13 protein-coding genes are annotated in these 14,346 nt (G+C 66.5%); 10 read left to right on the forward strand and 3 right to left on the reverse strand.

Annotation, left to right across the window (positions count from 1 at the left end):
- From V6M37_RS15255 to V6M37_RS15265, 3 genes are all read left to right on the forward strand, one after another.
- Positions 1-1,599: TonB-dependent receptor (locus V6M37_RS15255; protein WP_332674740.1), on the forward strand; the 1,599-nt coding region annotated here is incomplete at its 5' end.
- A gap of 50 nt (positions 1,600-1,649) precedes the next feature.
- On the forward strand, positions 1,650-2,849 hold the full coding sequence (locus V6M37_RS15260; RefSeq protein WP_332674741.1) for a sialidase family protein: 1,200 nt from the start codon (positions 1,650-1,652) through the stop codon (positions 2,847-2,849).
- Positions 2,846-3,325, forward strand: a complete 480-nt coding sequence (locus V6M37_RS15265; protein ID WP_332674743.1) for a TlpA family protein disulfide reductase — start codon at positions 2,846-2,848, stop codon at positions 3,323-3,325. The genes V6M37_RS15260 and V6M37_RS15265 overlap by 4 nt, the downstream gene beginning before the upstream one ends.
- Before the next feature lie 91 nt (positions 3,326-3,416).
- On the opposite strand, the gene V6M37_RS15270 is transcribed toward V6M37_RS15265, so the two are convergent.
- Positions 3,417-5,060, reverse strand: coding sequence for an electron transfer flavoprotein-ubiquinone oxidoreductase (locus tag V6M37_RS15270; RefSeq protein ID WP_332674745.1), 1,644 nt, complete (start codon positions 5,058-5,060; stop codon positions 3,417-3,419).
- Positions 5,061-5,203: 143 nt separating this feature from the next.
- Here V6M37_RS15270 and V6M37_RS15275 point away from each other — a divergent pair, with 143 nt between their 5' ends.
- From V6M37_RS15275 to V6M37_RS15285, 3 genes are read left to right on the forward strand one after another with little or no spacing between them, the layout of a single operon-like run.
- Positions 5,204-5,608 carry an acyl-CoA thioesterase gene (locus tag V6M37_RS15275; RefSeq protein WP_332674748.1) on the forward strand — a complete coding sequence of 135 codons (405 nt, stop codon included), beginning with the start codon at positions 5,204-5,206 and terminating at the stop codon, positions 5,606-5,608.
- A 37-nt stretch (positions 5,609-5,645) separates the two neighbouring features.
- Complete coding sequence (locus tag V6M37_RS15280; protein WP_332674749.1) at positions 5,646-7,610, forward strand: acetoacetate--CoA ligase; 1,965 nt, start codon at positions 5,646-5,648, stop codon at positions 7,608-7,610.
- 11 nt (positions 7,611-7,621) lie between these two features.
- The gene (locus V6M37_RS15285) at positions 7,622-8,164 is read left to right on the forward strand and encodes a hydrolase (RefSeq protein ID WP_332674750.1); all 543 of its coding nucleotides are present in this window, start codon (positions 7,622-7,624) and stop codon (positions 8,162-8,164) included.
- A gap of 107 nt (positions 8,165-8,271) precedes the next feature.
- Here the strand turns inward: V6M37_RS15285 and V6M37_RS15290 are convergent, their stop codons facing one another.
- Positions 8,272-9,489, reverse strand: a complete 1,218-nt coding sequence (locus V6M37_RS15290; protein ID WP_332674753.1) for a polysaccharide pyruvyl transferase family protein — start codon at positions 9,487-9,489, stop codon at positions 8,272-8,274.
- A gap of 25 nt (positions 9,490-9,514) precedes the next feature.
- On the opposite strand from V6M37_RS15290, the gene V6M37_RS15295 reads away from it, so the two are divergent.
- From V6M37_RS15295 to ftsB, 4 genes are all read left to right on the forward strand, one after another.
- The gene (locus V6M37_RS15295) at positions 9,515-11,149 is read left to right on the forward strand and encodes a CTP synthase (protein ID WP_332674755.1); all 1,635 of its coding nucleotides are present in this window, start codon (positions 9,515-9,517) and stop codon (positions 11,147-11,149) included.
- A gap of 10 nt (positions 11,150-11,159) precedes the next feature.
- Positions 11,160-11,999, forward strand: a complete 840-nt coding sequence (gene kdsA / locus V6M37_RS15300; RefSeq protein WP_332674756.1) for a 3-deoxy-8-phosphooctulonate synthase — start codon at positions 11,160-11,162, stop codon at positions 11,997-11,999.
- 72 nt (positions 12,000-12,071) lie between these two features.
- Positions 12,072-13,361, forward strand: coding sequence for a phosphopyruvate hydratase (eno, locus tag V6M37_RS15305; RefSeq protein ID WP_332674758.1), 1,290 nt, complete (start codon positions 12,072-12,074; stop codon positions 13,359-13,361).
- A gap of 160 nt (positions 13,362-13,521) precedes the next feature.
- Positions 13,522-13,797: a cell division protein FtsB gene (ftsB, locus tag V6M37_RS15310; protein ID WP_332674759.1), complete on the forward strand. Its 276-nt coding sequence runs from the start codon at positions 13,522-13,524 to the stop codon at positions 13,795-13,797.
- Positions 13,798-13,824: 27 nt separating this feature from the next.
- On the opposite strand, the gene V6M37_RS15315 is transcribed toward ftsB, so the two are convergent.
- The gene (locus V6M37_RS15315; protein ID WP_332674760.1) at positions 13,825-14,232 is read right to left on the reverse strand and encodes a CBS domain-containing protein; all 408 of its coding nucleotides are present in this window, start codon (positions 14,230-14,232) and stop codon (positions 13,825-13,827) included.
- Positions 14,233-14,346: the final 114 nt, after the last annotated feature.

Consider the following 14,346-nt stretch of genomic DNA (forward strand, 5'->3'; position numbering starts at 1 on the left):
AGCGGCGGGAACGGCTATGAAAACGGCGGCTGGCGGGGCGACCTCAACCTGACGAAGACCGACGGCTGGCGCGACGACACCGGGTACGACCGCAAGAGCGGCACGCTGCGCTGGGATCATTTCATCGGCGACAGCACATTGCTGAAGACGGTGCTCGGCTTTTCGGAGATCGACCAGGAGACCGGCGCGAACTCGCCGCTCGTCCGCGGCGACTACAAGCACGACCCGACGAGGAACTACCTGCCGATCGCATTCCGCGAGGTCAGCGCGCTGCGACTGTCGACGAGCTACGAGCGTGACATGGGCGACTCGCTGCTTTCGATCACCCCATACGTGCGCGACAACAGCATGGACCTGCTCGCGAGCTTCGCGCTGCGCTTCGATCCGTCGATCGCGAAGACGGAAAACCGGTCGTACGGGCTGATGGCGAAGTGGCGCCAGGATTTCGTCCCGCTGCGCGCGCGATTGATCGCCGGCGTCGACCTCGATGTCAGTCCCGGCAGCCGGCGCGAGAACCGGGTCGATCCGACGACGCGGGGCGCCGGGGCGAGCGAGGAATTCATCGCCTACCGGGTCGGCCCGCGGATCTACGACTACGACGTCGAGTACCGCGGCATCTCGCCGTATCTGCACGGCGAGATCTCGCCGACCGAAAAGCTGCGATTGACCGCGGGCCTGCGCTACGACGACATGCGCTTCGATTTCGACAACAAATTCGTCGGTGACGTTATTCGGGTCGACAGCAGCTTCTATGGCCAGTCGAGCGATAGTCGCGTCAGTTTCCGCCGTGCGACGCCGAAGCTCGGGGCGACTTATGCGCTCGGTGTCCAGACCCATCTTTTCGCGTCGTACAACCAGGGCTTTCGTGCGCCGTCGGAGTCACAGCTCTTCCGGCCGTCGCGGACCTCGATTCGCGACAGGAACGGCGTACTTGACGTGCCGCGGAGTCTCGCCGCTGCCCGGGCCCTCGCGCAGTCCGCGCTCGAACTCGACGCGATCAAGGCCGAGCAGTACGAACTGGGCGTGCGCGGGGTGGCGGCAGGCGTCTCCTACGATCTCGTCGCTTACGAACTGACGAAGCGCGACGACATCGTCAGCCAGCGCGATCCGGTAACGACGCAGACCATCGCGACGAATGCCGGCAAGACGCGGCATCGCGGCGTTGAACTCGGGCTCGGTGCGCCGGTCGTGCGCAACCTGCGGCTCGATGTCGCGCTGTCGTACGCGAAGCACGAATTCGTCGACTGGACGACGAACCAAGGCGACTTCAGTGGCAACGAGCAGCAGAGCGCGCCGCGCTTCATCTCGAACGCGCGCCTGACGTGGACGCCGACCGATGCGTTGCGCGCGCAGTTCGAGTGGATCGGGATCGGTTCGTACTGGCTCGACGACGCGAACACGGTGAAATACGGCGGGCACAACGTCTTCAACCTGCGCGGCAACTTTGCGCTGACGCCGAAAGTCTCGTTGTTCGGCAGCGTCAACAATCTCACCGACCGGCGTTACGCCGACAGTGCGCAGCTCTCGACCAACAGCACGCCGGCGTATTCGCCTGCCCTGCCGCGCACGGTGATTGCGGGAGTCGAGGCGAAATGGTGACGTGCAACATCGGTTTGCCCCGCGCTCGCTCGCACTCGGGAGGTCGCGCGATGAAAGAAATCCGGCCCGGCCGCTTCCTCCGCTTCGCCGGCGTCGCGCTGCTGGCGCTCGGCTTCGCCGCCAACGCCGCGGCTCAGGGCCACGTCCACCCGCACGGGAGCGCGAAGCCGGCGAAACCCGAACTCGGCACGAGCGCCGCGTTCGCGCCGGACGGCTCGCTCTACGCGGTATCGAAGGGCGGACAGCACGTGCTGCTCTATCGAAGCACCGACGAAGGCGCGACCTGGAGCGAGCCCGCCACCGTCAACGCGGCGCCGGAAGCGATCTCCGCCGACGGCGATAACCGTCCGAAGCTCGCGTTCGCGCGTGACGGCGGCGTGCTCGTGTCATGGACGCGCCCGCTCGCGAAGCCTTATACCGGCGAAATCCGATTCGCGCGTTCCGACGACGGGCGGCAGTTCGGCGAGCCGACCACCGTGCATCGCGATCGCCGGGAGATCACGCATCGCTTCGAGACGCTGGCAGTCACGGGGAGCGGGCAGGTCCTCGTGGCATGGATCGACAAGCGGGACCTCGAAACCGCGCAGGCGGACGAGCGCGAGTATCGCGGCGCGGCGGTGTATGCCGCGTTGTCCGACGACGGCGGGCGGACGTTCCGGCCCGAAGTGAAGGTCGCGGATCATTCCTGCGAGTGCTGCCGGATCGCGATCGCGAACGACACCGACGGCCTGCCGCTCGTGCTGTGGCGGCACGTTTTCGAGCCGAACGAGCGCGACCATGCGCTCGCGAAGATCGGACCGGACGGTGCGGCCGGCGAGGTTACGCGCGCGACGTTCGACCGCTGGCGGATCGACGCCTGCCCGCACCACGGGCCGTCGCTCGCGGTCGCGCCGGAGGGGACGCGGCACGCCGTCTGGTTCAACGAGAAGGACGGAGAAGCGCGCGTGTTCTACGGCCGGCTCGCGGGCGGGCGCGTCGAAGGGCAGCGTGCGATCGGCGGCGACCGTGCGGCGCACGCGGACATCGGCGCCAGCGGCAGCCGCATCGCAATCGTCTGGAAGGAATTCGACGGTGAACGCACGCGACTGCGCGGCGAGCTGTCGGACGATGGTGGGCGACATTTCCGCGCGATCGAACTGGCGTCGACGGCGGGGGCTTCCGATCAGCCCCGCGTGCTGCGCCGCGGGGACGAATTGTTCGCGTTCTGGCGCACCGGGATGGAAGGCATGAAGGGGTACGAACTGAAATGAAATGGATCCGTTTATTGGCCGCCGTGGGCTGGTGTCTCGCGGCACCGCTCGCCCTTGCCGCAGACTTCGCCATTCTCGATCGTGCCGCGGCGGAGAAGATCGCGAATCCGGCCAGTCACGACCGTCCGACGATCGTTGCGCTGTGGTCGTACGACTGCGTCTATTGCAAGAAGAATCTCAAGCTGTTCTCGGAGATGGTGCGCGCCCATCCGCAACTGCGGCTCGTCACCGTCGCGGTCGAGCCCGCCGCCCCGCGTCTCGCCGAGCCGCTCGATCGCCTCGCGGTGCCCGGCGCACGGTATGCGTACGGGGACGCCGCGCCCGAAGCCCTCGCGTACGCGCTCGATCCGAATTGGCGCGGCGAGCTGCCGCGTACGCTGATATTCGACGGGCGGGGCGGCAAACACGCGGTTTCCGGCGTCGTCGCCGAGCCCGACGCGCGCCGGTCGCTCGGCCTCACCACGGCCGCGAACTGAAAACGAAGGCCCCGCGCGGGCGGGGCCTTCTACGGTCGGGCGGGACGGGAAAGCGCCTCCCGCGGCACGGCCGGTCGCCGCGGTGCGTCGTTTACATCCCCTGGTAGATCGGCCCTTCACCGCCCTGCGGGGTGACCCAGTTGATGTTCTGCAGCGGGTCCTTGATGTCGCAGGTCTTGCAGTGGACGCAGTTCTGCGCGTTGATCTGCAGGCGCGGGTTCGTGCCGTCGGCGTCGCGAACGATCTCGTAGACGCCGGCCGGGCAGTAGCGCTGCTCGGGCGCGTCGTACTTCGCGAGGTTCACCTTGATCGGGATTGACGCATCCTTGAGCTGCAGGTGGCAGGGCTCGTCTTCCTCGTGGTTCGTGTTCGACAGGAACACCGACGACAGGCGGTCGAAGGTCAGCACGCCGTCGGGCTTCGGATACGTGATCTTGTAGCACTCGGACGCGGGCTTCAGTGCGGTGTGGTCGGCGGTGTTGTGCAGCGTCCACGGCGCCTTGCCGCGGAAGACCTGCTGGTCGATGCCGAACAGCAAGGAACCCATCCACAGGCCCTTCTTCATGTATGGCTTGAAGTTGCGCGTCTTGTGCAGTTCCTCGTGCAGCCAGCTCGCGCGGAAGGCGTCCGGGTACGACGCCAGTTCGTCGCCGCTGCGCTCGGCCGCGAGCGCGGCGAACGCACTTTCGGCCGCGAGCGAGCCCGACTTGATCGCCGCGTGGCTGCCCTTGATCCGCGCGGCGTTGAGGAAGCCGGCGTCGTCGCCGACGAGCGCTCCGCCCGGGAACACCAGCTTCGGCAGGCTCTGCAGGCCGCCCGCGGTCAGTGCGCGCGCGCCGTACGCGAGCCGCTTGCCGCCTTCGAGGAATTTGCGGATCTCGGGGTGCGTCTTGTAACGCTGGAACTCCTCGAACGGCGCGAGGTGCGGATTCGAGTAGTTCAAGCCGACGACGTAGCCGACCGCGACGAGCTTGTCCTCGAGGTGATAGACGAAGCCCCCGCCGTAGGTGTCCGTCGGCATCGGCCATCCGGCCGTGTGCACGACGAGGCCCGGCACGTGACGGTCGGCCGGCACTTCCCACAGCTCCTTTAGGCCGATGCCGTAGGTCTGCGGGTCGACGCCGTTTCGGAGGTTGTACTTCGCTTCGAGCTGCTTGCCGAGGTGCCCGCGACAGCCTTCGGCGAACAGCGTGTACTTCGCGTGCAGCTCCATGCCCGGCTGGTAGGCCGGCCCGTGTTCGCCTTCGCGCGTGACGCCCATGTCGCCGGTCGCGACGCCTTTGACCGCGCCCCTCTCGTCGTACAGGATCTCGGCGCCGGCGAAGCCCGGGTAGACTTCGACGCCGAGCGCTTCGGCCTGCTCGCCGAGCCACTTCGCGACGTTGCCGAGGCGCACGATGTAGTTGCCGTGGTTCAGGAAACAGCCCGGCAACAGGTTGTTGGGCACCTTGCGGGCGCCTTTTTCGTCGAGGAACATCATGCGGTCTTCGGTGACCGCGGTATTGAGCGGGGCGCCCCGTTCCTTCCAGTTGGGAACGAGTTCGGTCAGCGCGCGCGGGTCCATGACCGCACCGGAGAGGATGTGGGCGCCGATCTCGGAAGCCTTCTCGATCAGGCAGACCGCCAGCTCCGTTCCCTTCTCGTTGGCAAGCTGCTTGAGCCGGATCGCCGCGGCAAGGCCGGCCGGGCCGCCGCCGACGATCAGGACATCGAACTCCATTGATTCGCGTTCCATCCCATTCTCCATTTCTGTCCCCGCTTATCGATTTGTAGTCGGGCTGATGACTCCGCGGCCGCGCAAAGCAGGTTCGCCGCCACCCATACGGGACCGTATGTTACATTAGCCTTCGAATGCAACCAACAGGGGGATGCTCTTTCATGGACGACGCGCGCAAGCTCCTGCACACGGCCCGGATTCCCGTTCGGTGGGGAGACATGGATTTTTACGGCCATGTTAACAACACCGTTTACTTCCGCTTCTTCGAGCAGGCAAGGGTCGAGTGGATCGAACAGATGGATTTCCCGGTCGGTCCCACTGAGCCCGCCGGAGCCGTCATCATCACTGCGAGCTGCACGTTCCTGATACCGGTGAATTATCCCGCGACCGTGATCGTGAAAGTCTACGGCGGCGAGCCGGGCCGCAGCAGCCTGATGACGTGGTACGAGCTTTTCGTCGAAGGCGACGACAGGCTTTTCGCCGAGGGCGCCGCAAAGGTCGTGTGGATGGACAATCGCACAAACAAGTCGGTGCCGTTGCCCGACCGGCTTCGCTCAATGCTCTGATTTGACGCTCCCCGAATCCCGGGCACCGGAGACTGCCATGACGCCTTGCCCCGATCAGCCGCTTTGGGCACCGTCCGCGGAGCGCATCGCAGCTTCGAACCTGACGGCATTCCGGCGCTGCGCCGAACAGCGCTGGGACGTGAGATTGCCGGATTTCGACGCGCTGCACGACTGGTCGATCGCGAGTCCCGAGCAATTCTGGGTGAGCCTGTGGGAGTTCGGTGGCGTGATCGGCGAGCGTGGCGAAAGAGTCCTCGTCGACGGCGACCGGATGCCGGGGGCACGGTGGTTCCCGGATGCGCGCCTGAACTTTGCCGAGAACCTGTTGCGCAGCCGCGACGACACCGACGCGCTCGTTTTCTGGGGTGAGGACGAAGTCAAGAATCGCCTCACGCACGGCGAGCTCTACCGCCAAGTCGCGCGCTTCGCCGCGGCGCTGCGCGAAGCGGGCGTCGTCTGCGGCGATCGCGTCGCCGCGTATATGCCGAACATGCCCGAGACGGTCGTCGCGATGCTTGCGGCCGCGAGCATCGGTGCGATCTTCACGTCGGCGTCGCCGGATTTCGGCGTCCAGGGGGTGCTCGACCGCTTTCGGCAAACCGCGCCGAAGGTGCTGATCGCGGCCGACGGCTACTTCTACAACGGCCGGGTCATCGACGGGCTCGGCAAGCTCGGCGACATCGTGCGGCAACTGCCTTCGGTGAGCCGCGTCGTCGTCGTGCCGTATATCCGCGCCGAACACGACCTCGGCGGAATTGCTCACGCGCGCATGCTCGCCGACTTCCTCGCGCCCCATCACGACGTCACCGGGATCGAATTCGAGCGGCTGCCGTTCGACCAGCCGCTCTACGTCCTGTATTCGTCGGGCACGACCGGCGCGCCGAAATGCATCGTGCACGGCGCGGGCGGCGTGCTGCTGCAGCACCTAAAGGAGCACCTGCTGCATGTGGACGTGAAACCGGGCGACCGCCTGTTCTATTTCACGACCTGCGGCTGGATGATGTGGAACTGGCTGGTGTCGGGCCTCGCTTCCGGCGCGACGCTGCTGCTGTACGACGGCTCGCCGCTGATCGCCGACGGGACCGTGTTGTTCGATTACGCCGACGCCGAAGGGATGACGCATTTCGGCACGTCGGCGAGATTCATCGACGGGATCGCGAAGCTCGGCTTGCAGCCGCGCGAAACGCACCGCCTCGCCAGCGTCCGGGCGATGCTCAGCACCGGCAGTCCGCTGACGCCGGAAAGCTTCGACTACGTGTATCGCGCGATCAAGCCGGACCTGTGGTTGTCGTCGATTTCGGGGGGAACGGACATCGTCTCGTGCTTCGTGCTCGGCTGCCCGATCCTGCCAGTCTGGCGCGGCGAGATCCAGTGCCGCGGCCTCGGCATGGCAGTCGAGGTTTTCGACGACGAGGGTTATCCGGTGCGCGGCGAGCGGGGGGAACTCGTCTGCACGAAGCCGTTCCCGGCGATACCGCTCGGATTCTGGGACGATCCGCACGGCTCGAAATACCACGCGGCGTATTTCGAGCGCTTCGACAACGTCTGGCATCACGGCGATTTCTGCGAGATCACGGCCCGCGGGGGCTTCGTGATCCATGGTCGGTCGGATGCGACGCTCAACCCCGGCGGGATGCGCATCGGGACCGCCGAAATCTACCGCCAGGTGGAAAAGCTGCCCGAGGTCGTCGAAGCGATCGTCGTCGGGCAGGACTGGGAAGGCGACGTGCGCGTCGTCCTGTTCGTGAAGCTGCGCGCCGGGCGCGCGCTGGACGACGAACTCGTCGCGCGCATCAGGCAGACGATCCGCGACAACACCACGCCGCGCCACGTGCCGGCGAAAGTCCTGCAGGTCGCCGACATTCCGCGCACGAAGAGCGGCAAACTCGTCGAGCTCGCCGTGCGCAATGTGATCCACGGCCAGCCGGTGAAGAATCTGGATGCGCTCGACAACCCCGCGGCCCTGGAGCATTTCAGGGACCGCGCCGAACTGAAAAGCTGAGGAGAACTTCGATGTTGATGACCCGTGCGTCGTCCGTCCTGCTGATCATCGATGTCCAGGAGCGGCTCGCGCCGCTGATCCACGACGGGCCGCGGGTGGCTGCGAACTGCGCGTGGCTCGCGGGCGTTGCTGCGCGCGTCGGAGTCCCGGTTGTCGTGACCGAGCATTTTCCGGCGAAGATCGGCTACACGCTGGAGCCGGTCAAGGTTGCCGCGGCCGGCGCCGAGTTCGTGACCAAGGAGTGCTTTTCGGCAGCCGCCGACGGTTGCCTCGAGCCGACGGCGGTCAACGGGCGCCGACAGGTGGTCGTCTGCGGCACCGAGGCGCATGTCTGCGTCCAGCAGACCGCGCTCGACCTGCGCTGGGCGGGCAAGGAAGTCTTCGTCGTCGCCGACGCGTCCGGTTCCCGCGACCCGGCCAACCGCGACCTCGCGTTCGCCCGGATGCGCCATCACGGCATCGAAATCGTGTCCCGCGAGATGGTCGCCTTCGAATGGCTGCAGCGCGGCGGCACCGAGCTTTTCCGCGAAGTGAACCGCGAATTCATCCGCTGACGCGCCCGCGGAGCGACGCGTAGTCGTCGTCGCGAAGTCGCTCGGGGACTCTTCCGGGTCGGTCCTGCCGCAGCGGACATCCTCCTGAGCGGGTGCCGAAGGCGCGATTAGCGGGAGGCAGCCGGGGGCGGGAGCAGCTCGGCGTCATTGAGCGTGCGCCATTTGCGCGGGCGCGGCGACCAGGTGTCGACATAGGCCGCGGCCTTGTCGCGCGCGCCGCGCACGAGACAACACGCCGGCACGGCGAAGCTGTCGGCGACGATCCAGCCGTGCAGGCTCGTGCCGAGGTAAGCGCGCGCTCGGGCGAGCAGGGCGCAGATGTCGAGCAGGTGCGCCGACTCGAGGATCGCGACCGGCCGCCCGGTCAGGCGCCTGGACAGCCGCTCGAGCGTGTCGCGGTCGTCGTGCCACGGGGCAAGACCTGCGCGGAACAGGACGACCCCGCAGTCGCGGAGCGTCGCGCGTTCATGCAGCGCCTGTGCGAGCCGGTCGAGTGAGGCGTCGTCGCCGTGGTCGGCGGCGAGCTGTAGCGCGATCCAGTCCGGCATTCGAGCGGACAACGCCGCGACTTCGCCGGTGCGCGCCCGTGCCGCGATCGCGTCCCCGAGGAGGGCGGCGGTCGCAGCGGCCGGATCGCGTACGAGATCGGCGCGAATGCCGGCTTCGCGAAGCGCTTCGGCAGTGCGGCGGTCGCGCACGCTGACCGACGCGGCGGACTTCAGCGCGCGGAATACTTCTGCGCGTTCGTCGGGACTCAGCGTGTCGAGCACGACGCCGCCGATGGCGTCGAAATGGACGGTCCAGCCGGACGGTAGCAGGTTGCGATCGATGACATAGGGGACACGTCGGCCGCTGCGCAGCGTCCGCGCGGCCCAGTCCCGGCGCGCGTCCGGATCCCGCTCATAAGCCGCGATCGCTGCGGCGGCATCGGCGGAGCTTCGCAGCATTACCGCGGCTTCCCACGCGGTCGTCGTCAGCACCTCCCCGCCAACGTGCACGAGTTCGACGACTTCATCGCGAAGCGACTCAAGCACCTTTCCCAGCGGCTCGACGCGGTGGCCGCCGAAGGCCGTCAGGTCTCGTGCGGCGAGGCCCGCGAAGAGCGGCTCGCGTTCGCGATGGCGCGCCGCCGCGCAGTGGGCGAGCAGCAGGTCGCCGAAGTTGTGGCGGTCGAATGCCCCGAAGAGGACGAGCCGGGGGAACTTCGCGTCGCCGCGTCCGGTCGAGTCGGAACACGCCATGCTCGATGTGCCGGCCGGGGCAGCGCCCGGTCTCGCGCAGCCGGCCGGCGTCGCTTCCGGCGGGCTACCGTCTTCGGTTATCATCGCGCTTTCCCGCATCAGCGTTCCCATGACCAAATACGTGTTCGTTACCGGCGGTGTCGTGTCCTCCCTGGGCAAGGGCATCGCGGCAGCCTCGCTCGGGGCCATTCTCGAATCCCGCGGCATCAAGGTTACCCACCTCAAGCTGGATCCCTACATCAACGTCGACCCGGGCACGATGAGCCCGTTTCAGCACGGCGAGGTGTTCGTTACCGAAGACGGCGCCGAGACCGATCTCGATCTCGGCCACTACGAGCGCTTCACCAGCGCCCGGATGAGCAAGCGCAACAACTTCACGACCGGCCAGATCTACGAGGCGGTGATCAAGAAGGAGCGCCGCGGCGAATATCTCGGCAAGACGGTGCAGGTGATCCCGCACATCACCGACGAGATCAAGCAATACATCAAGCGCGGCGCGGAAGGCGCGGACGTCGCGATCGTCGAAGTCGGCGGGACGGTCGGCGACATCGAGTCTCTGCCATTCCTCGAAGCGATCCGCCAGATGGGCATCGAGGAAGGCCGCAACAGCACCTGCTTCATCCATCTGACGCTGCTGCCGTACATCCCGACCGCCGGCGAGCTGAAGACGAAGCCGACGCAGCATTCGGTCAAGGAACTGCGCGAGATCGGCATCCAGCCCGACATCCTGCTGTGCCGCGCCGACCGCTCGATTCCCGCGGACGAGCGGCGCAAGATCGCGCTGTTCTGCAACGTGATGCCTGAAGCAGTCATCGAGTGTCTGGACGCCGACTCGATCTACAAGATCCCGGGCATGCTGCACGACCAGATGCTCGACGAGATCGTCTGTCACAAGCTGAACATCCTCGCGCGCGCCGCCGACCTGACCGTCTGGGAGAACCTCATCGGCGTGCTCGAAAAGCCGAAGTACGCGGTCGACGTCGCGTTCGTCGGCAAGTACGTCGACCTGACCGAGTCGTACAAGTCGCTGATCGAGGCGCTGTCGCACGCCGGGATGCACAGCGAGAGCAAGGTCAAGATCCATTACATCGACTCCGAGGACATCGAACGCGACGGCTGCGAGGTGCTCGAGAAGATGGACGCGATCCTCGTTCCGGGCGGTTTCGGCAAGCGCGGCACCGAAGGCAAGATCGCGGCGATCCGCTACGCGCGCGAGAACAAGGTCCCGTACCTCGGCATCTGTCTCGGCATGCAACTCGCGGTCGTCGAGTTCGCCCGTGACGTGGCCGGCATGAAGGGTGCCCATTCGACGGAGTTCGAGCGCGATACGTCTTATCCGGTGATCGGCCTGATCACCGAATGGCAGGACCGCAGCGGCAAGGTCGAAAAGCGCAGCGAAGCGTCGGACCTCGGCGGCACGATGCGCCTGGGCGCGCAGGTCTGCCACCTCACCGAAGGTTCGCTCGCGCGCGAAGTGTATGGCGCAGGTGACATCGTCGAGCGGCACCGGCACCGTTACGAAGTGAACAACACGCTGCTCGCCGAACTCGAAGCGAAGGGCCTGCGGGTTTCCGGCCGCGCGCCGGGCACGGACCTGTGCGAAATGATCGAACTACCTGATCACCCTTGGTTCGTCGGCTGCCAGTTCCATCCGGAATTCACGTCGAACCCGCGCAAAGGCCACCCGTTGTTCACTGCATATGTGAAGGCCGCGCTCGCGCGCAAGCAGCCGGCGTCGGCCTGAAGGAGTCGAGATGAAACTTTGCGGATTCGAGGTCGGCCTCGATAAGCCGTTCTTCCTGATCGCCGGTCCCTGCGTGATCGAGTCGCGTGACATGGCGTTCGAGACCGCCGGCGCGTTGAAGGACATCTGCGCGGAGCTCGGCGTTCCGTTCATCTACAAGTCTTCGTACGACAAGGCGAACCGGAGCTCCGGCAAGTCGTACCGCGGGATGGGCATGGAGAAGGGGCTTGAAATCCTCGCCGACGTGCGCAAACAGCTCGGCGTGCCGGTGCTGACCGACGTGCACGCGATCGACGAAGTGCCGGCGGTCGCCGCGGCGGTCGATGTCCTGCAGACGCCCGCGTTCCTGTGCCGGCAGACCGACTTCATCCACGCGGTCGCTGCAAGCGGCAAGCCGGTGAACATCAAGAAAGGCCAGTTCCTCGCACCCGGCGACATGAAAAACGTCGTCGACAAGGCGCGTGAGGCGAACGGTGGCGCCGACACGATCATGGTCTGCGAGCGCGGCGCGTCCTTCGGCTACAACAACCTCGTCTCCGACATGCGCAGCCTCGCGATCATGCGCGAGACCGGCTGCCCCGTCGTCTACGACGCGACGCACTCGGTGCAACTGCCGGGCGGGCAGGGCACGGTGTCGGGCGGACAGCGCGAATTCGTGCCGGTGCTCGCCCGCGCGGCCGTCGCGGTCGGCATCGCCGGCCTCTTCATGGAAACGCACCCGAACCCGGCGAAGGCGCTGTCCGACGGCCCGAACGCGTGGCCGCTACCGGCGATGAAGGCGCTGCTCGCGACGCTGAAGGAAATCGACGTCGTCGTGAAGTCGCACGGTTCCCTCGAAACGGCGCGCTGAACGGCCGGCGCGTCCTCGCGCCGCCATCCCATTCCGAAGTTTTTCATCCCGTTAGAACGACAGGAAAAATTCATGAGTGCAATCGTTGATGTCATTGCCCGCGAGATCCTCGACTCCCGCGGCAACCCGACGGTCGAGGCGGACGTCCTGCTGGAATCCGGCGTCATGGGGCGCGCCGCGGTGCCGTCGGGCGCGTCGACCGGCTCGCGCGAAGCGATCGAGCTGCGCGACGGCGACGCCGGGCGCTACCTCGGCAAGGGCGTCCTGCAGGCGGTCGAAAACGTCAACACCGAGATTTCCGAGTCGCTGATCGGCCTCGACGCCGAAGAGCAGGCCTTCATCGACCGCACGCTGATCGAGCTCGACGGCACCGAGAACAAGTCGCGCCTCGGCGCGAACGCGACGCTCGCCGTGTCGATGGCCATCGCGAAGGCCGCTGCCGAGGAGGCCGGCCTGCCGCTGTACCGCTACTTCGGCGGCTCGGGGCCGATGGCGATGCCGGTGCCGATGATGAACGTCATCAACGGCGGCGCGCACGCGAACAACAGCCTCGACATCCAGGAATGCATGATCATGCCGGTGTCGATGCCGAACTTCCGCGAGGCGCTGCGCTGCGGCGCCGAGATTTTCCATCACCTGAAGAAGCTCACCGACAAGAAAGGCTACCCGACGACCGTCGGCGACGAAGGCGGCTTCGCGCCGAACGTCGGCGGCACCGAGGAAGCGCTGAACATGATCCAGGACGCGATCGCGGCGGCCGGCTACGAGCCGGGCCGTGACGTGCTGCTCGCGCTCGACTGCGCGGCGTCGGAGTTCTACAAGGACGGCAAGTACGTGCTCGCCGGCGAAGGGCTGACGCTGACGTCCGAAGGCTTCGCGGATTACCTCGCGACGCTTGCCGATCGCTTCCCGATCGTTTCGATCGAGGATGGCATGGCCGAGAACGACTGGGCCGGCTGGAAGACGCTGACCGACAAGCTCGGCCGCCGTCTGCAACTCGTCGGCGACGACCTCTTCGTGACGAACACGAAGATTCTCGAGCAGGGCATCGACCAGGGCATCGCGAACTCGATCCTCATCAAGATCAACCAGATCGGTACGCTCACGGAAACCTTCGCGGCGGTCGAGATGGCCAAGCGCGCGGGCTATACCGCAGTGATCTCGCACCGCTCGGGCGAGACCGAGGACTCGACGATCTCCGACATCGCGGTCGGCCTCAATGCGATGCAGATCAAGACCGGCTCGCTGTCGCGTTCGGACCGGATCTCGAAGTACAACCAGCTGCTGCGGATCGAGGAAGATCTCGGCGACACGGTCAGTTATCCGGGACGCCGCGCGTTCTACAATCTGCGGGTGCGCTGAGCGTATCCGGTCGTGTGACCGGCGTTGTCGCGCCGGTCGTCGCGCAGTAAAAAGGGAGGCCGGCGCTCAACCGCCGGCCTCGTTGCAGTCCGGACCCGATGAATAACGCTGTTTCGCTTGCGACCGTTCCGTCGCCGGCGCTTCTGCAATCCCTTCGACTATGCGTTGGCCCGTGATCGTCCTCGCCGTGCTGGTGATCGTCCTGCAGTACCCGCTATGGCTCGGCAAGGGCGGCTGGCTCCGCGTGTGGGACGTGGACCGGCAACTCCATGCGCAGCGCGAGCGGAATCAGGAACTCGAGCAACGCAACGCCGGCCTCGAAGCCGAAGTGCGCGATCTCAAGTCGGGCAACGAGGCGATCGAGGAGCGGGGACGCTTCGAACTTGGCCTGACGAAGCCCAACGAAATTTTCGTCCACATCCCCAAGAAGCCGTAATCCGCGAGCGCGCGCCGCGCAGAACCATCACAGCACTTGCGTGATGATGTCGCGCCGGTGCAATTCGTCCTCGAACGCGACCATCTCGATCCCGAGCGCGTCACGGGCCGATACCATCCCGACGGGTTGCCCGTCCTCGACGACGGGGACATGGCGAAAGCCGCCGTCGTGCATCAGGTGGAGTGCGTGGCCGAGCAGCGTGTCCGGTGTCACCGCAAGCGGGTGATCCGTCATGACTTGGTGGAGCCGCGTGGTGTCGGGATCGAGTCCCGCCGCCAGCACGCGGACCAGCGCGTCGCGTTCGGTGAAGATCCCGACGAGGCGTCCGTCCCGGCCGATCATGATCGCTCCGACGTGCGCCGCGGCCATGCGTTGTGTGGCGTCGCGCACCGTCATGTCGGCTTCACCGACGAGAATCTTTTGATCCCTGATCACATCCCGAATCCTGCGTGCGAGCATGTCTCATCCTCCTGGTGAACGAAGGTCATCGCTTCCGGCGCCGGACTTGCGCCCGATCTTCGGGTCGGCGCCGCCCTGTCGCGGGCCCCG

This window comes from Aromatoleum sp., from assembly GCF_036675785.1.
Lineage (GTDB): Bacteria > Pseudomonadota > Gammaproteobacteria > Burkholderiales > Rhodocyclaceae > Aromatoleum.

What these genes read in the sequence shown, in the direction of transcription:
- V6M37_RS15290 (WP_332674753.1), bottom strand. Translation starts at nt 9,489, where the DNA reads ATGATAACCGAAGACGGTAGCCCGCCGGAAGCGACGCCGGCCGGCTGC.
- ftsB (WP_332674759.1), top strand. Translation starts at nt 13,522, where the DNA reads ATGCGTTGGCCCGTGATCGTCCTCGCCGTGCTGGTGATCGTCCTGCAG.
- V6M37_RS15275 (WP_332674748.1), top strand. Translation starts at nt 5,204, where the DNA reads ATGGACGACGCGCGCAAGCTCCTGCACACGGCCCGGATTCCCGTTCGG.
- V6M37_RS15265 (WP_332674743.1), top strand. Translation starts at nt 2,846, where the DNA reads ATGAAATGGATCCGTTTATTGGCCGCCGTGGGCTGGTGTCTCGCGGCA.
- V6M37_RS15260 (WP_332674741.1), top strand. Translation starts at nt 1,650, where the DNA reads ATGAAAGAAATCCGGCCCGGCCGCTTCCTCCGCTTCGCCGGCGTCGCG.
- V6M37_RS15285 (WP_332674750.1), top strand. Translation starts at nt 7,622, where the DNA reads ATGTTGATGACCCGTGCGTCGTCCGTCCTGCTGATCATCGATGTCCAG.
- V6M37_RS15280 (WP_332674749.1), top strand. Translation starts at nt 5,646, where the DNA reads ATGACGCCTTGCCCCGATCAGCCGCTTTGGGCACCGTCCGCGGAGCGC.
- eno (WP_332674758.1), top strand. Translation starts at nt 12,072, where the DNA reads ATGAGTGCAATCGTTGATGTCATTGCCCGCGAGATCCTCGACTCCCGC.
- kdsA (WP_332674756.1), top strand. Translation starts at nt 11,160, where the DNA reads ATGAAACTTTGCGGATTCGAGGTCGGCCTCGATAAGCCGTTCTTCCTG.
- V6M37_RS15270 (WP_332674745.1), bottom strand. Translation starts at nt 5,060, where the DNA reads ATGGAACGCGAATCAATGGAGTTCGATGTCCTGATCGTCGGCGGCGGC.
- V6M37_RS15295 (WP_332674755.1), top strand. Translation starts at nt 9,515, where the DNA reads ATGACCAAATACGTGTTCGTTACCGGCGGTGTCGTGTCCTCCCTGGGC.